The organism is Flagellimonas oceanensis (assembly GCF_003992595.1).
Taxonomy (GTDB): domain Bacteria; phylum Bacteroidota; class Bacteroidia; order Flavobacteriales; family Flavobacteriaceae; genus Flagellimonas; species Flagellimonas oceanensis.
Genome location: NZ_RZNA01000047.1, coordinates 136,873 through 157,636 on the forward strand (window position 1 = coordinate 136,873; position 20,764 = coordinate 157,636).

General features: G+C 43.0%; 19 protein-coding genes and 1 tRNA gene. 8 read left to right on the forward strand and 12 right to left on the reverse strand.

Annotated elements, in window-relative coordinates:
* Position 1 precedes the first annotated feature (1 nt).
* The 4 genes from ftsA (at position 2) to EO132_RS13650 (ending at position 4,005) form a co-directional block, all read left to right on the forward strand.
* The gene (gene ftsA / locus EO132_RS13635; protein ID WP_127138395.1) at positions 2-1,333 is read left to right on the forward strand and encodes a cell division protein FtsA; all 1,332 of its coding nucleotides are present in this window, start codon (positions 2-4) and stop codon (positions 1,331-1,333) included.
* A gap of 27 nt (positions 1,334-1,360) precedes the next feature.
* Positions 1,361-3,367, forward strand: coding sequence for a cell division protein FtsZ (gene ftsZ, locus EO132_RS13640; protein ID WP_127138396.1), 2,007 nt, complete (start codon positions 1,361-1,363; stop codon positions 3,365-3,367).
* A gap of 100 nt (positions 3,368-3,467) precedes the next feature.
* Positions 3,468-3,920, forward strand: a complete 453-nt coding sequence (locus EO132_RS13645; protein WP_127138397.1) for a GatB/YqeY domain-containing protein — start codon at positions 3,468-3,470, stop codon at positions 3,918-3,920.
* Between the two features lie 11 nt (positions 3,921-3,931).
* A tRNA-Arg gene (locus EO132_RS13650) sits at positions 3,932-4,005 on the forward strand.
* 38 nt (positions 4,006-4,043) lie between these two features.
* Here EO132_RS13650 and EO132_RS13655 read toward each other — a convergent pair.
* Complete coding sequence (locus EO132_RS13655) at positions 4,044-6,443, reverse strand: hybrid sensor histidine kinase/response regulator (RefSeq protein WP_127138398.1); 2,400 nt, start codon at positions 6,441-6,443, stop codon at positions 4,044-4,046.
* A gap of 193 nt (positions 6,444-6,636) precedes the next feature.
* A complete protein-coding gene (locus tag EO132_RS13660) occupies positions 6,637-7,149 on the reverse strand; it encodes a hypothetical protein (protein WP_127138399.1) in 513 nt (170 codons plus the stop codon).
* Positions 7,150-7,391: 242 nt separating this feature from the next.
* On the opposite strand from EO132_RS13660, the gene EO132_RS13665 reads away from it, so the two are divergent.
* From EO132_RS13665 to EO132_RS13680, 4 genes are all read left to right on the forward strand, one after another.
* A complete protein-coding gene (locus EO132_RS13665; RefSeq protein ID WP_313781233.1) occupies positions 7,392-7,838 on the forward strand; it encodes a YHS domain-containing (seleno)protein in 447 nt (148 codons plus the stop codon).
* A gap of 66 nt (positions 7,839-7,904) precedes the next feature.
* Positions 7,905-8,390, forward strand: a complete 486-nt coding sequence (locus tag EO132_RS13670; RefSeq protein WP_127138400.1) for a DinB family protein — start codon at positions 7,905-7,907, stop codon at positions 8,388-8,390.
* Positions 8,378-9,094: an NRDE family protein gene (locus tag EO132_RS13675; protein WP_127138401.1), complete on the forward strand. Its 717-nt coding sequence runs from the start codon at positions 8,378-8,380 to the stop codon at positions 9,092-9,094. The genes EO132_RS13670 and EO132_RS13675 overlap by 13 nt, the downstream gene beginning before the upstream one ends.
* Before the next feature lie 5 nt (positions 9,095-9,099).
* Positions 9,100-10,143 carry an ATP-grasp domain-containing protein gene (locus EO132_RS13680; RefSeq protein ID WP_127138402.1) on the forward strand — a complete coding sequence of 348 codons (1,044 nt, stop codon included), beginning with the start codon at positions 9,100-9,102 and terminating at the stop codon, positions 10,141-10,143.
* Here the strand turns inward: EO132_RS13680 and EO132_RS13685 are convergent.
* The 10 genes from EO132_RS13685 to fbaA all read right to left on the reverse strand — a co-directional run bounded on the left by EO132_RS13685 (position 10,129) and on the right by fbaA (position 20,749).
* On the reverse strand, positions 10,129-10,761 hold the full coding sequence (locus EO132_RS13685; protein WP_205780366.1) for an acetolactate decarboxylase: 633 nt from the start codon (positions 10,759-10,761) through the stop codon (positions 10,129-10,131). The genes EO132_RS13680 and EO132_RS13685 overlap by 15 nt on opposite strands.
* 127 nt (positions 10,762-10,888) lie before the next feature.
* Positions 10,889-11,362 (reverse strand): glutathione peroxidase, encoded by a 474-nt coding sequence (locus EO132_RS13690; RefSeq protein ID WP_127138404.1) that lies wholly within the window; start codon positions 11,360-11,362, stop codon positions 10,889-10,891.
* Between the two features lie 77 nt (positions 11,363-11,439).
* A complete protein-coding gene (locus tag EO132_RS13695; RefSeq protein ID WP_127138405.1) occupies positions 11,440-12,981 on the reverse strand; it encodes a serine hydrolase in 1,542 nt (513 codons plus the stop codon).
* A 123-nt stretch (positions 12,982-13,104) separates the two neighbouring features.
* On the reverse strand, positions 13,105-14,082 hold the full coding sequence (locus EO132_RS13700; protein WP_127138406.1) for a YpdA family putative bacillithiol disulfide reductase: 978 nt from the start codon (positions 14,080-14,082) through the stop codon (positions 13,105-13,107).
* Positions 14,082-14,741, reverse strand: coding sequence for a ribulose-phosphate 3-epimerase (gene rpe / locus EO132_RS13705; protein ID WP_127138407.1), 660 nt, complete (start codon positions 14,739-14,741; stop codon positions 14,082-14,084). Before rpe ends, EO132_RS13700 begins: the two co-directional genes overlap by 1 nt.
* 187 nt (positions 14,742-14,928) lie before the next feature.
* A complete protein-coding gene (locus tag EO132_RS13710) occupies positions 14,929-15,792 on the reverse strand; it encodes a sigma-70 family RNA polymerase sigma factor (protein WP_100817395.1) in 864 nt (287 codons plus the stop codon).
* Between the two features lie 153 nt (positions 15,793-15,945).
* A complete protein-coding gene (locus EO132_RS13715) occupies positions 15,946-18,168 on the reverse strand; it encodes a polyribonucleotide nucleotidyltransferase (protein ID WP_127138408.1) in 2,223 nt (740 codons plus the stop codon).
* Positions 18,169-18,383: 215 nt separating this feature from the next.
* Positions 18,384-18,653: a 30S ribosomal protein S15 gene (gene rpsO, locus EO132_RS13720; RefSeq protein ID WP_127138409.1), complete on the reverse strand. Its 270-nt coding sequence runs from the start codon at positions 18,651-18,653 to the stop codon at positions 18,384-18,386.
* A gap of 139 nt (positions 18,654-18,792) precedes the next feature.
* Entirely contained in the window at positions 18,793-19,653 is an 861-nt protein-coding gene (gene accD, locus EO132_RS13725) for an acetyl-CoA carboxylase, carboxyltransferase subunit beta (protein WP_127138410.1), read from the reverse strand.
* A 28-nt stretch (positions 19,654-19,681) separates the two neighbouring features.
* On the reverse strand, positions 19,682-20,749 hold the full coding sequence (fbaA, locus tag EO132_RS13730; RefSeq protein ID WP_127138411.1) for a class II fructose-bisphosphate aldolase: 1,068 nt from the start codon (positions 20,747-20,749) through the stop codon (positions 19,682-19,684).
* Positions 20,750-20,764: the final 15 nt, after the last annotated feature.

Genomic DNA, 20,764 nt, shown 5'->3' on the forward strand with positions numbered 1-20,764 from the left:
TATGGAACAAGGTAATTATTCAGTTGGATTGGATATTGGAACTACTAAGATCGTAGCGATCATCGGTAGGGAAAATGAGTATGGAAAAATTGAGATTTTGGGCACCGGACGATCAAAGAGTTTGGGTGTTCACCGTGGAGTGGTCAACAACATCACACAGACCATCTCGTCTATTCAGCAGGCGGTGGAACAGGCTGAATTGAATTCAGGGTTAAAGATAGGTTCCGTGGTCGTGGGTATTGCAGGACAACATATTCGCAGCTTGCACCACAGCGATTATATCACAAGACCCAATTCCGAAGAGGTTATAGATAATGATGATTTGGATAAGCTGTGCAACCAAGTGTACAAGTTGGTCATGCTTCCCGGAGAGGAGATTATCCATGTATTGCCACAGGAGTACAAAGTGGACGGCCAATCGGAAATAAAAGAGCCCGTGGGTATGTACGGTGGTCGATTGGAAGCCAATTTTCATGTAGTGGTCGGACAGGTGTCCTCCATTAAAAACATTGGAAGGTGTATCAAAAGTGCCGGATTGGACCTTGGGAACATCACTTTAGAGCCCTTGGCATCCGCTGATGCTGTTTTGAGTCAAGAGGAGAAAGAAGCAGGTGTTGCTTTGATCGATATTGGAGGTGGTACTACGGATTTGGCCATTTTCAAGGATGGTATCATTCGCCATACTTCCGTAATTCCATTCGGAGGTAACGTAATCACTGAAGACATTAAAGAGGGATGCTCCATCATCGAGAAGCAGGCTGAATTGCTAAAGATAAAGTTTGGTTCCGCTTGGCCAGGGGAGAACAAGGATAACGAAATCGTTTCCATTCCTGGGCTACGAGGTCGTGAGCCCAAGGAAATCACATTAAAGAACCTTTCCAAGATTATTCACGCGCGAGTAGTGGAAATCGTGGAACAAGTGTATGTGGAAATCAAAAACTACGGACACGAAGAACAAAAGAAAAAATTGATCGCGGGAATTGTACTTACGGGTGGTGGTAGCCAATTGAAACATTTGAAGCAATTGGTGGAATACATTACCGGTATGGACACAAGAATCGGTTATCCAAACGAACACCTTGCCGGAGATTCGGACGAGGAGGTAGCAAGCCCATTGTACGCAACGGCCGTTGGATTACTGATGAATTCCTTGGAGGCCAAAAAGAAAAACCAAGTGGTGCATCAAGAAGAAGTCCACGAAGAAGAGGTTTTGGTGGGCCAAGAAAACGATATGGGAGCCAAAGCAAATGCTGCGGCCACCCATACGGAGAGAAAATCCATTTTTGACAAATGGTCAGAAAAGTTGAAGGACTTTTTGGACAACGCAGAATAATAACCCCAGAAGAGAAACACAACTGTCATGAGTAAGAACACTGAATTTGACAATATCGCTTTTGATTTGCCCAAGAACAAGAGCAACGTAATTAAAGTTATCGGAGTAGGAGGCGGTGGTAGCAATGCTATCAACCACATGTTCCAGGCCGGTATCAACGGAGTCGATTTTGTAATCTGCAACACCGATGCCCAAGCTTTGCAAAACAGTGCCGTGCCCAATAAAATCCAATTAGGGGTATCCCTGACCGAAGGATTGGGAGCGGGAGCCAACCCAGACATTGGTGAGCAGGCCGCATTGGAAAGCATGGAGGATTTGAAGGCCATGTTGGACAACAATACCAAAATGGCATTCATCACTGCAGGAATGGGAGGTGGAACCGGTACAGGTGCAGCTCCGGTTTTAGCTAAGCTTGCCAAAGAAATGGATGTTCTTACGGTGGGTATCGTTACCATGCCGTTCCAGTTCGAGGGAGCCATGCGTAACAAACAGGCACAAATCGGGATAGAAAAACTACGTGCCAACGTGGATTCCTTGATTGTGATCAATAACAACAAACTTAGAGAAGTATACGGTAATCTTGGGTTTAAGGCCGGTTTCTCAAAAGCAGATGAAGTATTGGCCACTGCGGCAAGGGGTATCGCAGAGGTAATAACCCATCACTACACACAAAACATTGACCTTAGGGATGCCAAGACCGTACTTTCCAATAGTGGTACTGCCATTATGGGTTCGGCAGCAGCATCAGGTTCCTCAAGGGCCACAGAGGCCATCATGAAAGCCTTGGACTCCCCATTGTTGAACGATAACAAAATCAACGGTGCCAAAAATGTGTTGTTGCTGATTGTTTCAGGTTCTCAAGAAATCACGATCGATGAAATCGGGGAAATCAATGATCATATCCAGATTGAAGCAGGTCACGGAGCCAACATCATCATGGGTGTGGGCGAAGATGAAAGCTTGGGCGAGGCCATTGCGGTTACGGTAATTGCCACAGGCTTTAACACAGACCAGCAGGATAATATTGTGAACACTGAGTCCAAGAAGGTTTTTTACACCTTGGAGGATGAGCAAACTGCGGAGCAGGACCTAACACCAGAGGCTACATCGGTACAGGAGGTTAAAGTTGAAAAAACTCCAACTCCCGAACCAGAGCCTCAACCGGAACCAACGCCAGAACCACAAGTGGTAAAACACACTTTGGACATGGAGGAAGAGCAGGGGGGAATCCAACCAAAAGTTGAGGCGAAAGACCCTGATTTGATTCCAACGACCAGTTACATCAGAAACTTCAATGTGTTCTATGAAGAAGTGGTCGCTGAGCCAGTAGAAGATGACTTTGTCATTATAGAAGCCAAGAATGTAATCAACAATATTGATGTGGTTGATGCAGAAGAAGTGCCTGCCAAAAGCAATGAGGATCAGTTTACCTTGAGTTTTGACATGCCTTTGAACCAAGCAGAGGAAGAGGAGGATGAAAAAGAACATACGGTGACCTTCAACTTGGATGATGACGGTCTGGGAGACGTGGAGGTAAACGATTATGTAGAGGTAAAACCTGTTTTGGAATATAAGAAAGAGGGAGAGACCAGATACGATCTTCAAGAATATATGGAGTTGGAGGAAAAGTTGACTGGAGCCAAATCAAAAGCAGAGACGCATGAGCCAAAAATGATGGAGAACGAGCTTGTTTTTGAGAAGAAGGAAATCAAGGTGGAAGAAAAGAGTGAAGGCTCAGGAGAAAACGAAGAGACAACTAGCAGTCTTGACCCTATGAACAGTTCCATCAGTGATATCCTAAAAGACCGTGCTGACGAACGTAGGAGGAAATTGAAAAACTTCAACTATAAGTTCCAGAACAACAGGAACAGTATAGACGATATTGAAAAAGAGCCAGCATACAAGCGCCAAGGAGTCGACTTGAACGATGTTCCAAAGGAACAAAAAGTATCCAGGACCAGCTTGGGAGAGGATAGCAACGATGATTTACAGTTGCGTTCCAACAACTCTTTTTTACACGATAATGTTGATTAGTAGTGTTTAAATTAACATCCATTTTTAATGGACATCATAAACCCGGAAGTGCAAAAACTTTCGGGTTTATTTTTTATCTTCGCCAACTAAATTGGAAAACATGGGTTTGCAAGAAAAGGTAATGACAGAAATGAAGGCCGCAATGAAGGCAAAGGATACCGTTGCCTTGGAATCTTTGCGAGCAGTGAAGTCCGCTATTTTATTGGCCAAGACCGATAAAGGTGGAGGTGCTGAACTATCCGAAGAGGAGGAGATTAAATTGGTTCAAAAGTTGGTAAAGCAACGCAAAGACAGTGCTGCGATTTACCAAGAGCAAGGTCGTGATGACTTGGCTGAACCTGAATTGGCACAAGTAGCGGTAATCGAAAAGTTTTTGCCGGAACAGCTTACCGAAGAAGAAATTGAAAAAGTGGTCGTTATGACCATTGACTCCGTGGGAGCTTCAGGTATGCAGGACATGGGCAAGGTAATGGGGATTGTTTCCAAAGAATTGGCAGGTCAAGCTGATGGAAAGACCATTTCCGCTATCGTAAAAGCCAAATTAAGTTCATAAATATAAATGAGGGCCCCTTAGCTCAACTGAATAGAGCACTGGATTTCGGCTCCAGCGGTTCGGGGTTTGAATCCCTGAGGGGTCACAAAAAAGCCTGCAAATTTTGCAGGCTTTTTTATTTTCTTAGGCGACTTTGCTAATTGTTTTGCCAATTGTATTCTTACTCATTTTGGAGAACAGCAACTGTCCATTCACGGGTTTGGTCACAAGGTCGTTGGCCCCCAATTCAAATATCTTTTTTCTGGTTTGACTGGTGTTGTCCGCTGTAAGAACTATGATTGGAATTTCAGGACTGCAATTGGCCTCCCCTTTCCTTATCAGGGAAGTTGTTTCAAAACCGTCCATTTCCGGCATTTGAAGATCCATCAGAATCATATCGAATGACTTTTCCTTCATGATTTCCAATGCTTCTTTACCATGGTTGGCAATGGTCAGGTTCGCTTTGCCCCAGTTCTTTTTGAACAACAGCTTTACAACGGTCTGGTTCATTTTGTTGTCTTCTACGTACAGAATGTTCCCAGCGCCCTTTTGCATTTCGGTAATCGATGATTTGGAATCTTCTTTAGTGGTTACCTGATCTTCGTCTATCTCAAAACTTAGGCTCAATTCGCAAATTGTACCTTGGTTTGGATTGTTTTTCAGGGTTACATTTCCTTTTTGCAGATCAACATAGGTTTTCACAATATATAGACCCAATCCCAAACCGCTGAATTCACGTTTGTCCATGAAGGATTTTTTGGTAAAGGATTCAAATACGGTACTCATTTTTTCCTCAGAAATTCCAATACCAGTGTCTTTAATGTTGAAGTTGATTGTAGCCCGGTCATCTTTCTTTTTGCAGATAATGTCGACATCCACGCTTCCTTTGTTGGTGAATTTAATGGCGTTGTCCAAAAGATGGTTGAGAATCTGAGCCAGTTTTGCTTTGTCTCCGACTATCCTGGCGGGTAAATCATCTGGAATCGATGTATTGAAAGCCAGTCCTTTTACCGTAGCCTTCTTTTCCTGAAGGTTCAATACCTTTTGAAGGGTCGATCTTAATTCAAAGGATACCTCTTTCAATTCTTGGTCGCCTTTTTCAATGACGGTAAAGTCGAGGATGTCCTCAATGTAACCCAACAGGTTTTTGGAGGAATTGAGGAGCATTTTACATTTTTCATCCAGATTTTCTTCCTCTTTGTTTTCCTGTAGTGAAGTGGCCACTCCCATAATCAGGTTGAGGGGTGTGCGAAGCTCATGACTAATGTTGGAAAGGAAGGACGATTTAATTTCGTTCATGTCCTGCGCGCGTTGAAGTGCGAGCATTTGGTTCTGTTCATTCTCCATTCGCAGATTACGAATCCTATTGCTCATCGAAATGGATAGGAATATGATTTCAAAACCAATACCGAACTTGGTGCCGTTACTGGTAAAGAATGAATTCTCTATGGTGTTGAAATTGTTCATAATGAAAACCACGAATCCGAAGACCAAGAAGGAAATGCCCAATACAAAGAATATATCGACTTTTTGTTTTTTCAATTTCATGACCACTAGGGAAGCTATCATGTGAACCAGTACCAAAATGCCTATGGCATTGGCCAAAGGATAGCAATATTCAAAGTTTTGGGAGACTGCCAATAGGAGCACACCGATGGCTATCGCCCAGCTCATCATTATATTGGCAAGGTGTAAAATGGGACTGTTTTTCTTAAGATTAAGAAAGATGTCCCCGTACCTTCCAAAGAAGAACAGCGAAACAAAAGCGGTCAGTAAAACGGCTCTATCGGAAAGCCATCCCCCTTGAGGGGTAAAATATTGATGGAAAAAACCATCAAGTGAAAATTGCATCAAGGCTATGAAAAGAACATAGAGCGCATAGTATACAAAGGCTCTGTCCTTTAAGGCAAAAAAGAAAAATAGGTATATGATGCAGGCCAAGATCAAAATGCCGTAAAAGAAGCCATAAAAGACTTGTTCCTTATATGTGAGATTGAAAAAACTGGCCTCTTGATAAAGTTCCATGGGAAGCATCACCACCTCGCCATCACTTTCAAGGTGGATATAGGCCTCAACGCTCTCTCCGGGTCTGAGACCGATATCAAAAATTGATTTTCTGTGCTGTATGGTTTTTTTTGAAAAAGGGATTTTATCTCCGCTGTACTGTTTTTCCACACGATTTTCCTCATTGATAAGGAAAAGATTAACAACATCAGTAATGGGACGTGCGGTTTCCAAGTAATATTGTTTGTAGCTATCGGTTGTGTTTTCCAAGGTAAAGGTCAACCAATAGTTGTCACTGGAGAATCCGAGATTTTCCTTTAAACTGGTCAGTGGAACAAAATCCAATTTGGAATTGTTCCTAACTTCCTCAAAACTGTAGTCTTGCTGTCCTGCCAATAGAACAGACGTTATCGGACGTAATGAAATTGCCTCTGTGAAATTTTGATTTTCCCGGTTCTGGGCATTTGAAATACTGGAAATGAACAAAAATATAAGGATACCTATCCTCAAAAACAATATATGGGGGACCATCTGGCGCATTAAGTAGGTTTTGACCGGAAAACCACTCTTTGGGAAAGTGGAATCCTGTTTGTTGGTTTTATATTCTAACTAACGGTCAAGCTAGATAATTAGTACGCTAACCCACCTGTAACTAACAATCATTAGATATAATCGGGGAAAACCTCGATGAACAACAAAAGAAGGTCATTAAATGAAAGTATGCCGTAACGGTTCAATACTGATTAGAATCCATTCCTATGAGTTCCATGGTTTCTTCTAAATTGAGTTTTGAGTCCATAGAGAGCCCTGTTGTTTCAACAACATTAGCAGGGACGGGTACATAACGGACATCTATTTTTTCGGAATCGTTCTGGAATATATTTAAGATGCTAAGATTACCTTCAGAATAGAATCTAAACCCTTCAAAATCATTGGTTTCGAAGCTTTCACTGGCTGGAAACGTACCAAAATCGAAAGACAAGTATCCACTGCTAAAACTAGAAGGAAGCGCTTCTACTCTGCTATAATTCTTAATGTACATCACTACAACATCTCCATTATCTAAATATGAAGTCATATCTTCCACGGGAACATCCATAAAGGCATCAGCTGTCTGATAATCTTCCCATGTCCACACAATGGGCATCCAGTCCGAAACAATTACGTTGGCATTCCCATCTTTTCCTGGTGGGCCGGTTTTACCATCTTCTCCAGAACATGAAAATATGATAAGGACAGAACTCAATAATAGGTATGTCGCTATTTTTTGGTGATAACGGATATAGTTTTCATGGGAATCGACTTTTTTACATTGATATTGTCAAATTTAGGGTGTGATTTTCAGTGCTTCAACAGCAATTGATGAATGATGCTCATGAATTGACGGATGTGCTGTTTGGGACAACAGGGCTTGTCAAACAATTATTTTTTCATTCATTGAAAGGAAATAACCATACCGAGGACTAAATCAAAAGCAAACCCCAATTAATGATGAAGAAAACCATCGCATTTGTCTTTTTGATGATTGGAATTATCGGCTATTCCCAATCTGTGGATTACAATACCAAAAATGGATATGCCATCCATGGCTATGATGTGGTATCGTATTTTGAAGGGAAGCCGTTGGAAGGTAAAAAAGAGTTCTCCGCAACCTATGATGGTACCAAGTTTAAGTTCGACAATCAAGAGAATTTAGAAAGGTTCAAGAAGAATCCTTCGGAATATCTGCCAAAATATGGGGGCTATTGTGCGTATGCGGTAGCCGTCAACGGCAAAAAGGTAAATGTAGACCCGGAGACCTACGAAATAAGGGAAGGAAAACTTTATTTATTCTACAACAAGGGAAAAAACAATACCCTGCAGTTTTGGCTCAACGCCACTCCAAATGACTTGGTTTCCAAAGCGGATAAAAACTGGGAAAAAATAAAGAATTGATTATTCTTTCTATCTTATACTCAAATTCATCAAAAAACGAATAGAAACAACCTTTAAGTAAACATCATGTTCAAATCTTCCTTGGAAACTTTGGAGCAGTTCAAGCAGGTGCTGTCAGAATTGCCCAAAGATTGTTATTCCCGATCATGCGATATATTGTCCAATGCGACCATTGGTCAGCACACCCGGCACATCATTGAACTCTATCTTTGTTTGATCAAAGGATATGAGCTTTCCGATGTCTCCTATGATCGCAGGGAGCGCAACGTTCAGATTGAGGAGAATTTGGACTATGCGTTGGATAGCTTGACGTATATTCAAGAGCATTTGGAGAAACCCAATAAGACGATAAAAATCAGTTATGAGCTTGCCGGGGAAGAAAACTGTATGGGTTCCAATTACTTTAGAGAGGTAATGTACAACTTGGAGCATACCATTCATCACCAGGCATTGATCAAGGTGGGTATCAAGCATTTTTCCACGCAAGAAATCCCGGAATCTTTCGGGGTGGCGCCATCCACCATACAATACAGAAAGGTATGTGCACAGTAAGTTTTATAGCTTCCGGGTGTAGGCGGCTTATTACCTCCAACCGAGATGAACATATTTCAAGGCCTTTGGCCTTGCGACCACAAGAAGAAACCATAGGTTCCGTAAAGGTGCTTTTTCCCAAGGACCCGAAAGCGGGAGGGACTTGGTTCGCACTCAATGAAAATGGTTCGGTGGCCGTGCTCCTCAATGGCGGCTTTGTAAATCATGTGCCAACTGGGAACTATGCCCGTAGCCGGGGATTGGTGCTACTGGATGTCATTGCATCGGAGCAACCCTATGACTTGATTCAGGAAATGGAGCTCCTCAACATTGAGCCGTTCACTTTGGTCTTGTTCAATGGTAACCTATTGGAGTTTAGGTGGGATGGCCATCAGAAATATTACAGACCATTGGATGCTGCAAAAAATCATATTTGGTCATCGGCAACGCTTTATAAAGATGAAGTGATCGAACATCGACGGAACCTATTTCGGAAGTTTATAAAACAAAATTCCGAAATCACTCCTAATGAAGTGGTTGACTTTCATTCCAACAACCATGATGATTTTGAGAATGGATTTATAATTGATAGGGAATCAGGCTTGAAAACATTTAGTGTGACCCAGGCCGTTTTGGATGAGGGGGAAATTGTGATGCGCCACATGGATTTGTTGAACGATAGGTTTTTCGAAGTCCCCTTTTCGCCCACACAGCTTACGTTTTAATTGGAATGGATTCGCTAAAACTGATATGGCATCGACTTACCCATTGGGAGTATTGGCCGTTTTGGTTGATTTATTATCCCATGGCACCTGTTTGGTTGTGCTATTCCATTAAAGCGCGTTCTTTTTTCTTTTTTAACGCAGCCAATCCTGGAATGAAAAATGGAGGCATGGCCATGATATCCAAAATGGATATTTATCGTATGATTCCCGATGAATTTATTCCTAAAACCCTTTTTGTCGATAAAGATGAGACTCCGGATTTGACTTTAGAGCGTATTTTGAAGCAAGGCATCAGTTTTCCTTTTATTGCCAAACCAGACATTGGCATGAAGGCCTTTGGGGTGGAGAAAATCCATAGTAAGGATGAATTTCAGAAATACGTGAATTGGACGCCTTCCCACTTTTTGGTGCAGGAACTTATTCCATACCAAAAGGAAGTGGGAATATTCTACGTGCGCAAACCCAATGAAGCACATGGGAAAATCACAGGGTTGGTGTCCAAAGAGTTTTTGTCCATTTCAGGTGATGGTCAAAGTACCATGCTGGAACTCATCAAAAGAAACCCTCGAAGCCACTTACAGCTAAAGGTGTTGGAACAAAGGTTTGGTGCACAGCTTCAATATGTATTGGAAAAGGACGAAGAATTTATCCTTGTGCCGTATGGAAGCCATACCCGAGGGGCCAAGTTTGTGGATATCAGCCATAAAATCAATAGGGAGTTGGTGCAAACCATTGATGGAATATGTTCCCAAATGGAAGGTTTCCATTATGGTCGATTGGATGTGCTCTATGACAATTTTGATGAACTTTGCCAAGGAAAAAACTTTAGCATCATTGAAGTTAATGGGGCAGGGGGGGAGGCTACCCATATTTACGACCCCAAACATTCCTTGTTCTGGGCATGGAGGGAGGTTGCCCGCCATTGGGGCATGTTGTGCGATATCAGCATAGCCAATAAAAAGGCTGGTTATTCCTATCTGAGTTTTAAGGATGGCAGGGCCATGCTAAAGGAAACTGGGGCATTGCAGTCCCGTTTAAAGGTGGTTTGATGATGTCTCAATTTCTTCAGGAAGGTATAGTACCATGTTCCCTATCTCAATTTCATCCAAATGTCCCATTTTGCTCTCGTCCTTGGTAATGAGGTGCATGTGGAAATAAGAGTCATGATGGGTAAAGACGCCTTGATGTTTTTTAGAGAAGAATCCGATTATTTCCGCATCTTCATCAGTAAGGGAATAGCTGATTTGTCCTTTATGGGCTTCCGTTGGGGAAGACACTTTGGTTCCCAAGGGCAGGTTTTGAATATGGATGATAGCATGTGAAGCATTTCCCGTCAACTTGAAAACAAACGGGGGCCCCTGTTCTTGGGTAATGGAGCTTATGAAGTTTTCTAAGTCGTTAACTCCCCTTATATCTTTTGGGAGCTTTATTTCTTTCCATTCTGTTACATTGGTGTAAACGAAAAAAGGTGCGGATACCTGAAAGTTTCGTTCAACGGACATGGTGGAATCGGAAGTGACCTTAGATAAATAGCTAATACCATCCTTAATCAATAGCTCACCTGTCAGGAAGCTTTGAGGACCAATTCCATAAAGACCTGATTTGTTTTGAATGGAATCCAATTCAATTTTTCCTTCCAAGTCACCATTCCACATTACATTTTTCATGGCATCGACTATTTGTAATGTTGATGGATTGTTTGGAGTCTCCTTTTGAGGTGATTTACAATGAATACATAGGATAACAGGCAAAGCCCATAAGATTTTTGTATTTGTCATTAGCAGTATGATTTGCCTAGATTATTTTTTGGATAAATTCTTCCATTCCAGAAGGTTCTGTGGTCGGCGCAAATCGTTTTACAGGCTTACCGGTTTTATCGATGACAAATTTTGTGAAGTTCCATTTGATTTTACCACCCAACAAACCACTCAACTCTGATTTGAGATATTTGAAAATAGGGTGTGCATCGCTTCCGTTCACATCTATTTTGGCAAACATGGGGAAGCTGACACCATAATTCACTTGGCAAAATTCCTGGATATCACTGGCACTACCGGGTTCTTGGTTTCCAAATTGGTTGCAGGGAAAGCCCAAAACCACCAATCCTTGCTCCTTGTATGTCTTGTAAAGGGATTCCAGACCTTCATACTGGGGTGTAAGGCCACATTTACTGGCGGTATTGACCACGATAATTGTTTTGCCCCTGTATTTTCCCATGGACTCTGGAGTGCCGTCCAATCGTTCCGCTTCAAAATCGTAAAAGTTCATTTGAGAAAGTTTTTCTAGGATGATTTAGAAATGTAAAATAGTATGTTGCAATATATCATGCCCCTAGAAGATAAGTTTTATTTATCGATTTTTTGGGGTTTCAACTCCTCAAAAAAGAAATCGTCGTTGGGTACATCAAAATCAAAACCGGTCACATTTAAATTGTTATCCGTTTCGATCTTGATGGTTCCAAAACTGAACCAGGCTTGTGGGTGGTCCCAGTGGATTTGCCATACATCATAATTCCAATGCGTCAAGGTGGCGGAGAGCAGCGGGGAATGGGAGAATTCCAACTTCAGCTCATTGTTCTTTTCCACAATGGTGATTTCGCCGTAGACTTTGGATTCATACTTACCCACGAAATCCTCTGGTTTGATGATGGGCTCGGTGTTCAAAACCCTGCTTTTCTTTCTATCGGCAATACGGGTATCTTTTTTCAGGGCTTCATTTTTCAATTTGAGATAATCCGCGGACCAATCCTTTTCAGTGGCCACACCTAAAAACTTGTCCAAAGCGTAGTATGTTGCTGCCATAATAGGGCTTTTGGGTCCGTTGGTCAGAACAACAACGCCCAAATTTTCATCTGGAACCATAGTGATGGCCGTGATCATACCATCATATCCACCGGTATGACCGACCTTTAATCGTCCTTGATAGTCACTCAAGCCCCATCCCAGGCCATAAGCGTTAAAATGTTGGTTGAAGTCATTGGAAACGGTATGGTCCACATAATGGTTGTTATGAGGGGTCCAGACCATATTTCTTGTACGTTTCGTCAAAAGGGTGTCTTTACCAATGATCCCATGGTTCAAGTTGAAAATCATCCATTTGGAAATGTCCGAAACGCTGGAAATGAGTCCGCCCGTGGCCGCTACATTGTCCCAATTGGCCCATGGGATGGCGTAGTTCTGGTCGTTTTTTCTGGCGTGTGGGGTGGCATAATTCCCCTTACTGTCCAAATCATTGATGGATGAAATGGTCCGGTCCATTCCCAAGGGTTCCAAAAAACGTTCTTTTACATTGGTTCCCCAGCTTTTTCCGGTAACGGTCTCAATGAGTTCCCCTGCCGTAATGAACATTAAATTGGAATATCCGTAGCCTGCCCTGAAATCGTATGCCTGCGGAACGTATTTGAAGTGCTTTATCAGTTCTTTGGCGGGCAAATTGGATTTGTACCAAATATTGTCCCCGCTATAAGTGCCCAAACCGACTCGGTGGCTCAAAATATCCCTGATCGTGGTATTGTCGCTGACCCAAGGGTCGTACAATTCAAAATAGGGCAGATATTTCTTGACCTTGTCGTTCCAATCCAACTTGCCTTCTTGTACCAACATCCCAATAATAGCAGTGGTAAACGCTTTGGAATTGGATGCAATGGCATATAAAGTGTTCTCATTGGGTTTTTTATTTTCCCCAACTTCCAGTACACCATAATTTCCCGTAAAGACCAGTTGACCGTCCTTTACAATTCCAATGGATGCACTCGGTACATCCCAATCCTCCACCATTTTGGTAAAATAGGCATCCATGGCCTCGAGGTGGGGATTGGTGGTGGATTGTGCTTGTAGGTTGTGGGAAATCAGATAAAGGACAACAAGAAAAAATCTAATCTTTTGCATGGAATTGAATTTATGAAAACCGGTTCCCTTCAGGTGGTTCGATTGTTTTCATAAATATAGTGGATAATTTCCCAGCTTGTGCAATCAAAGGATTTTCAGCAATGTTGCATGGGTATGCACAATTTAGTCCGTTACGGCTTTTTTCTGCTTGATGGCTTTCATGATGATTGGCGCGTGGATACGCGAATTCTCGATAAACCATTTATGGGTTTCCATTCCTCCACAGATGACACCGGCCAAAAATAGACCGTCCACATTGGTCTCCATGGTTGCTGGGTCGTAGGTCGGGAGTCTTTTTGGGTCGTCCGACAAAGTGATGCCCAGTTTTTCCAAAAAAGCAAAATTGGGACGATATCCGGTCAGTGCCAGCACAAAATCGTTTTCCAAGGTAACTTCCCCTTCTGGAGAGTTGATGACGATTTCATGGGGTTTTATTTCCTTGACGGTTGAATTGTAGTAGGCTTCAATACTGCCTTCTTCAATACGGTTGATGATATCCGGGCGTACCCAATATTTTACGCGTGAGCCCACTTCGGGACCGCGAATCACGAGGGTTACCTCTGCACCTTTCCGCCAACATTCCAAAGCCGCATCTATGGCTGAGTTACTCGCACCGACCACCACCAGTTTTTGACTGGCATAAAAGTGCGGGTCGTTATAATAATGGGATACCTTAGGCAGATCTTCTCCGGGAACACCTATCTTGTTGGGCAAGTCGTAGAACCCAGTGGCAACCACTACGTTTTTGGCCTGGTATTCCTCTTTATCCGTCTTGACCAAAAATGTGTCTCCTTGCTTTTCGGTATCCAGTACCTTTTCAAAAAGATGGATGTTGAGCTGGTTGGAGGTCACGATCCTACGGTAATATTCCAAAGCCTCATTGCGCTTGGGCTTGGCCTCTTTACTGATAAAAGGGATTTCGTCTATCTCCAATTTTTCGGAAGAGGAGAAGAACTGCATGTTCATGGGATAGTTGAACAAGGAGTTCACGATAGGTCCCTTTTCTATAATGATATAGGAAATGCCCTGTTTTTTGGCTTCGAGGCCACAGGCGATTCCGATGGGGCCACCCCCAATGATGACAACATCAAATTGCTGCATTATGCTATTTCTTCTTTTAGTTTTTTAATGGTTTCGGTCGGATTGGCACTTTTGAAAACAAAACTGCCCGCGACCAAAACGTCCGCCCCATGATCGACCAATTTCTTGGCATTGTCCGCATTTACGCCCCCATCGATTTCAATCAAGGTGTTGGCGTTTTTACGATTGATCAGTTTTTTTAAATCAGCGACCTTTTGATAGGTGTTCTCGATAAAGGATTGTCCTCCAAAGCCTGGGTTAACGCTCATCACAATCACAATGTCGATATCCTGAATGGTATCTTCCAATAGTTTTATAGAGGTATGGGGATTGATAGCTACCCCGGCTTTCATTCCCTCTGCTTTTATGGCTTGCAAGGTTCTGTGCAAATGAGGACATGCTTCGTAATGAACCGTCAAATGATTCACCCCTAAATCCGCGAATGTTTTGATGTATTTGTCTGGGTCAACAATCATCAAGTGGGTGTCCAATGGCTTTTCAGCATGCTTGGCGATGGCTTGTATCACTGGCATTCCAAAGGAAATATTGGGTACAAAAACACCGTCCATCACATCCAAATGGAACCAATCGGCATCACTTTGGTTTACCATTTCTATTTCTTGTTGAAGATTGGCAAAGTCAGATGCCAGCAGCGAAGGAGCGATCATTGATTTGTTCATGTTACAAAGTTAGCCAATTACGGCCATCCTTAAACGAAAAAAACTCCGGTAATCAGCCGGAGTTTATTCATCAATCAAAAAACGAACAGTCATGATAAACTGTTATATCTTACTAAATTACAACTTTCCTGCCAAAAATCAAATTTAAGGATAGTTTAACTGTAACTTAGGGGGTGTTTTTTACACTTTACCCCAAATATGTTTTCAAAATCTTGCTTCTGGAGGTATGTTTTAACCTACGGATTGCTTTTTCCTTGATTTGACGAACCCTTTCCCTGGTAAGGTCAAAAGTCTCGCCGATTTCTTCCAAGGTCATGGAATGTTGTCCTGCCAAACCAAAATAAAGTCTGATAACATCAGCTTCACGAGGGGTAAGGGTCTCCAATGCACGCTCGATTTCGGTACGCAGGGAATCGTGCAAAAGTTCCTTATCCGGGTTAGGCGATTCACCACTACGCAATACATCGTAAAGGTTGGAATCCTCACCATCGATCAAAGGTGCGTCCATGGATACGTGGCGACCTGAGTTTTTCAAAGATTGCTTCACGTCTTCCACGGTCATGTCCAATTCTTTGGCAATTTCCTCTGCGGAAGGCGGGCGCTCGTGCGCTTGCTCCAAGAAAGCGAATGTTTTGTTGATCTTGTTGATGGAACCAATCTTGTTCAAGGGCAAACGAACAATACGGGACTGTTCAGCCAAGGCTTGTAGAATGGATTGACGGATCCACCAAACGGCGTAGGAAATAAATTTAAATCCACGGGTTTCATCAAAACGTTGTGCGGCTTTGATAAGTCCCAAGTTTCCTTCATTGATCAAGTCAGGAAGTGTCAACCCTTGGTTTTGGTACTGCTTTGCCACAGAAACCACGAACCTAAGGTTGGCTTTAGTTAATTTTTCCAAGGCTACTTGGTCTCCCGCTTTGATTCGCTGTGCCAACTCCACCTCTTCATCGGCGGTAATCAAATCCACCTTACCGATTTCCTGCAAATACTTGTCCAACGATGCGGTTTCCCTATTGGTAACCTGTTTTGTAATCTTTAACTGTCTCATCTAAAAAATCCCTTCAAATTAAATTTGTGAACCGGAGCTCATTAGGTTATACGTTCAAAAAACCAAAAAGTTACATTTTGGTTACATTTTTTTTTAAAAAAACCCCGAGGTGTTTCCTCGGGGTCGTTTTTATAGTATGGGATGGTGTTGAAACTAATCCCTTCTTGGTTTTCTGTCTCGGTTGCCACCTCTGCGGTCGCCACCACCTCTACGGTCACCTCTATCATTTCTAGGTGGACGTTCTTTATAACCTTCAGGTTTTGGCAACAGGGCTTTTCTTGATACCTTTTCCTTTTTGGTCCTCGGGTCGATACCGAAGTATTTCACATCAAAAACATCGCCCATGTTCACTACATCGGATACGTTTTCGGTACGTTCCCATGCCAATTCGGATACGTGAAGCAATACTTCGTTCCCCGGTGCTTCGGTGTATTCCACCACGGCTCCAAAGTCAAGCATTTTGATCACTTTCACTTCGTAAACACTTCCCACTTCAGGTTTGAACATCAAGGCATCGATTTTGGCCAATACGGCGTCGATACCATCTTGATCTGTACCAAGAATCTCCACAATACCTTCTTCGGTATCCGGATCTTCGTTGATCACAATAGTAGTATTGGTCGTTTTCTGAAGCTCTTGGATTACTTCACCACCTTTTCCGATAAGAGCGCCAATGTATTCACCAGGAATGATTCTGGTCACAATTTTTGGTGCGTAAGATTTAACTTCTTCTCTTGGAGCGGCAATCGTATCGGTAAGTTTGCCCAAAATGTGCATTCTACCATCTTTCGCCTGCATCAAAGCTTTTACCAAGATTTCGTAAGAAAGTCCTTTTACCTTAATATCCATTTGGCAAGCTGTGATACCATCTGCAGTACCGGTCACTTTAAAGTCCATATCTCCCAAGTGGTCTTCATCGCCCAAGATGTCGGATAGTACGGCGTATTTACCAGTTTCCGTATCGGTAATCAATCCCATTGCGATACCGGAAACAGGTTTTTTCAGCTGCACGCCGGCATCCATCAAGGCCATGGTTCCTGAACATACGGTAGCCATGGAAGATGATCCATTGGATTCCAATACTTCGGAAACTACACGAACGGTATATGGACAATCCTCTGGAATCATTCCTTTAAGGGCGCGTTGTGCCAAGTTACCGTGTCCTACCTCTCTACGTGAAGTACCACGGATGGGTCGAGCTTCACCAGTTGAGAAAGGAGGGAAATTATAATGCAAATAGAATGTTTCCTCACCTTCGTAAGATGGCATGTCTATTTGGTTGGCTTCTCTGGATGTACCCAAAGTAACGGTCGCCAAAGCCTGTGTTTCACCACGGGTAAAGATGGCGGAACCATGTACAGAAGGCAAATAATCAACTTCGCACCAAATTGGGCGAACATCCGTTGTTTTACGACCGTCCAAGCGAAGTCCTTCTTCCAAGGTAAGGTTCCTGACCGCTTCTTTTTCGGCTTTATGGTAGTATTTGGAAACCAAGTCACCGATTTCCTCCAATTCCTCTTCGGAGAAAGATGCTTTGATTTCTTCCTTGATTGCGGCAAATGCCTCGCTACGTTCTTTCTTGGATGAACCAGCTTTGGCGACTTCATAGACCTTATCGTAGGCCATGTCGTGTACCTTTTTCTGAAGCTCTTCGTCCTCAGCTTCTGGTTCGTACTCACGAACTTCTTTTTTACCGAAAGCTTCGGCCAGTTTTTCCTGTGCAGCACATTGTGCTTTAATGGCTTCGTGGGCAAATTTGATGGCCTCTACCATTTCCTCTTCGGAAATCTCGTCCATTTCACCTTCTACCATCATTACAGAATCTGCAGAAGCACCGATCATCATGTCAATGTCGGACTCTTTCAATTGTTCTCTGGTCGGGTTGATAATGAATTCACCATCAACTCTACCTACGCGAACTTCTGAAATGGCACATTCGAACGGGAAATCCGAAAGTTGAATGGCAGCTGATGCGGCCAATCCAGCCATAGCATCCGGCATAACGTCTTCGTCATGCGACATCAACTGAATCATCACTTGTGTTTCGGAGTGATAATCCTTCGGGAACAATGGTCTCAAAACCCTGTCCACCAAACGCATGGTCAAAACTTCCCCATCACTAGGTCTGGCTTCCCTTTTAAAGAAACCACCAGGGTAACGTCCTGCAGCAGCGAATTTTTCGCGATAATCCACGGTCAATGGTAAAAAGTCCACATCCGCAGCTTTGTAATTGGAGACAACTGTACACAATAGCATACACTTGCCAGATTGGACAACAACAGAGCCATGGGCCTGCTTTGCCAGTTTTCCGGTTTCGATAGAAATCTCTCTACCGTCACCAAGGTCTATGACCTCTTTGAATGTCTTTGGAATCATAAAAATAATCTTACCCCACCTTTGAGGAAGGGTTGTTAAACATTTGGTCTACCGCCATCCGGGCGGTCGGGTTGTGTTGTTGTTGTGTGTGCCAGGGGCACTTGACCAATGAAAAACTATTTTGTAGCTTTTTGTGTTTGCCCGATTTCCCGGGACTTTCTGTTGAAACATGTTCAACCAAAACAAAGGGGAAGCCTAAGCCTCCCCTTGTGTTTTTATTTTCTAATATTCAATTCCTTGATCAAGGAACGATATTTTGCAATGTCTTTTTTCTTCAGGTAATCCAAAAGACTACGTCTTTTACCTACCAATGCCACCAAAGAACGCTCAGTGTTGTAATCTTTATGGTTCTTTTTAAGGTGTCCTGTCAAGTGGTTGATACGGTGCGTGAACAAAGCGATTTGTCCTTCCGTAGAACCGGTGTTGCTCTCAGAGCCGCCGTGTTTCTTGAAAATCTCGGCCTTTACTTCTTTTGTTAAATACATTCCAATATTATTTAAATGATTTTTATGTATTGATTGACCTTCAATCAGCGTGCAAAGATAGGCTTTTATTTGAATTTTAAAGACTTCTTGCCGATTTTCCATTGGTAAAACAAAAAAGCCCCGAATTTCGGGGCTTTTTTTAATTTCTTACAGGTTGATTGGTAATCAAATCTATGTACAGATTGATTTTTTTCTTCAAGTCCCTACGATGGGTAATGAAGTCCAAAAAGCCGTGTTCTTTCAAAAACTCGGATGTTTGGAAGCCATCGGGAAGATCTTTTCCTGTGGTGTCCTTTACCACCCTTGGTCCAGCAAAACCGATCAGTGCACCGGGTTCGGCAATGTTGATGTCCCCCAACATGGCGTACGAAGCGGTGGTCCCTCCTGTGGTCGGATCTGTACATAACGAGATGTACGGAATCTTTGCATCGGCCAACTGGGCCAACTTGGCGGATGTTTTGGCCAATTGCATCAAGGAAAGTGCAGCTTCCATCATACGTGCACCTCCGGATTTGGAGATCATCACAAATGGAACCTTCTTTCTTTTGGCCACATCGATGGCACGCGATATTTTCTCGCCTACCACACTGCCCATGGAACCTCCGATAAAAGCAAAATCCATACAGGCCACGACAATGTCCTTGCCCTGGGATTTACCTACTGCGGTTCTCACAGCATCTTTTAGCCCTGTTTTTTTCTGGGCAGCTTTTAGACGGTCGGAATACTTTTTGGTGTCCTCGAACTTCAAAGGGTCCTTGGATGTCATTTTCGTGTCAAGTTCACTGAACTTGTTGTCATCGAAAAGGATTTCAAAATATTCCTTACTGCCTATGCGCACATGATAATCATCTTCTGGACTTACATAGAAGTTTTTGGCCAAATCCTCGGCCTCGACAATCTTACCGGTAGGGGATTTGTACCACAGCCCCTTGGGGGTGTCTTTCTTCTCCTCGGTAGCGGTCTGTATTCCTTTTTCCTTTCTTTTAAACCAAGACGACATGCAATCAATATTTAGTTAGATTAAAGGCTTACAAGGTGTTTACGTTGTTCAGGTCTTCGAAGGCCTTTTTTAAACGGGCGATAAAGGTTTTTTCTCCTTCACGAAGCCAAACACGTGGATCATAGAATTTTTTGTTGGGTTGGTCATCCCCATCAGGGTTGCCGATTTGAGTCTGCAAGTAATCCGCTTTACCTTGGATGTAATCACGAACACCTTCCAAAAATGCATATTGCAAATCGGTATCGATGTTCATTTTGATGACGCCGTAACCAATGGCTTCCCTAATTTCTTCTACAGTGGAACCGGAGCCTCCGTGGAATACAAAATCTATATGGTTGTGCTCCACACCGTATTTCTCTGTAATGAACTCTTGGGAGTTCTTAAGGATTTTCGGAGTCAGTTTTACGTTACCCGGTTTGTATACCCCGTGAACGTTACCGAATGCCGCTGCAATGGTAAACCTAGGGCTGACTTTTGAAAGCTCTTCGTAAGCAAAGGCTACTTCTTCGGGCTGGGTATATAATTTGGAATCGTCAACATCGGTGTTGTCCACACCATCTTCTTCACCTCCGGTGATTCCCAATTCAATCTCCAAAGTCATGTCCATTTTGCTCATGCGCTCCAAGTACCCTTTGCAGATTTCAATATTTTCCTCGATCGGCTCTTCGGAAAGGTCGATCATGTGTGAACTGAACAATGATTTGCCAGTTTCTTTGTAATACTTTTCGCTAGCGTCCAATAGCCCATCGATCCAAGGCAACAATTTTTTGGCACAGTGGTCTGTGTGAAGGATTACGGTCGCTCCGTAAGCTTCGGCCAATTGATGAACATGTTTTGCGCCGGCAACTGCTCCCAAAATGGCAGCTTTTTGGTCTTCGTTTGATAGACCTTTACCTGCATTGAACTGAGCTCCTCCGTTAGAGAATTGAATGATTACGGGAGAGTTCAATGTGGCGGCGGTTTCCATTACGGCATTGATACTGTCCGAACCGATTACGTTTACGGCCGGAAGTGCATATCCGTTCTCTTTTGCATGGTTGAAAATTGCCTGTACTTCGTCGCCGGTAGCAACCCCGGGCTTGATATTGTGGGACATAGTTATATTGGTTTC

Bases quoted from the DNA above. Each gene is read 5' to 3' on its own strand.
- ftsA (WP_127138395.1), top strand. From the start codon at position 2: ATGGAACAAGGTAATTATTCAGTTGGATTGGATATTGGAACTACTAAG.
- ftsZ (WP_127138396.1), top strand. From the start codon at position 1,361: ATGAGTAAGAACACTGAATTTGACAATATCGCTTTTGATTTGCCCAAG.
- EO132_RS13645 (WP_127138397.1), top strand. From the start codon at position 3,468: ATGGGTTTGCAAGAAAAGGTAATGACAGAAATGAAGGCCGCAATGAAG.
- EO132_RS13655 (WP_127138398.1), bottom strand. From the start codon at position 6,443: ATGCGCCAGATGGTCCCCCATATATTGTTTTTGAGGATAGGTATCCTT.
- EO132_RS13665 (WP_313781233.1), top strand. From the start codon at position 7,392: ATGATGAAGAAAACCATCGCATTTGTCTTTTTGATGATTGGAATTATC.
- EO132_RS13670 (WP_127138400.1), top strand. From the start codon at position 7,905: ATGTTCAAATCTTCCTTGGAAACTTTGGAGCAGTTCAAGCAGGTGCTG.
- EO132_RS13675 (WP_127138401.1), top strand. From the start codon at position 8,378: ATGTGCACAGTAAGTTTTATAGCTTCCGGGTGTAGGCGGCTTATTACC.
- EO132_RS13680 (WP_127138402.1), top strand. From the start codon at position 9,100: ATGGATTCGCTAAAACTGATATGGCATCGACTTACCCATTGGGAGTAT.
- EO132_RS13685 (WP_205780366.1), bottom strand. From the start codon at position 10,761: ATGAAAAATGTAATGTGGAATGGTGACTTGGAAGGAAAAATTGAATTG.
- EO132_RS13690 (WP_127138404.1), bottom strand. From the start codon at position 11,362: ATGAACTTTTACGATTTTGAAGCGGAACGATTGGACGGCACTCCAGAG.
- EO132_RS13695 (WP_127138405.1), bottom strand. From the start codon at position 12,981: ATGCAAAAGATTAGATTTTTTCTTGTTGTCCTTTATCTGATTTCCCAC.
- EO132_RS13700 (WP_127138406.1), bottom strand. From the start codon at position 14,082: ATGCAGCAATTTGATGTTGTCATCATTGGGGGTGGCCCCATCGGAATC.
- rpe (WP_127138407.1), bottom strand. From the start codon at position 14,741: ATGAACAAATCAATGATCGCTCCTTCGCTGCTGGCATCTGACTTTGCC.
- EO132_RS13710 (WP_100817395.1), bottom strand. From the start codon at position 15,792: ATGAGACAGTTAAAGATTACAAAACAGGTTACCAATAGGGAAACCGCA.
- EO132_RS13715 (WP_127138408.1), bottom strand. From the start codon at position 18,168: ATGATTCCAAAGACATTCAAAGAGGTCATAGACCTTGGTGACGGTAGA.
- rpsO (WP_127138409.1), bottom strand. From the start codon at position 18,653: ATGTATTTAACAAAAGAAGTAAAGGCCGAGATTTTCAAGAAACACGGC.
- accD (WP_127138410.1), bottom strand. From the start codon at position 19,653: ATGTCGTCTTGGTTTAAAAGAAAGGAAAAAGGAATACAGACCGCTACC.
- fbaA (WP_127138411.1), bottom strand. From the start codon at position 20,749: ATGTCCCACAATATCAAGCCCGGGGTTGCTACCGGCGACGAAGTACAG.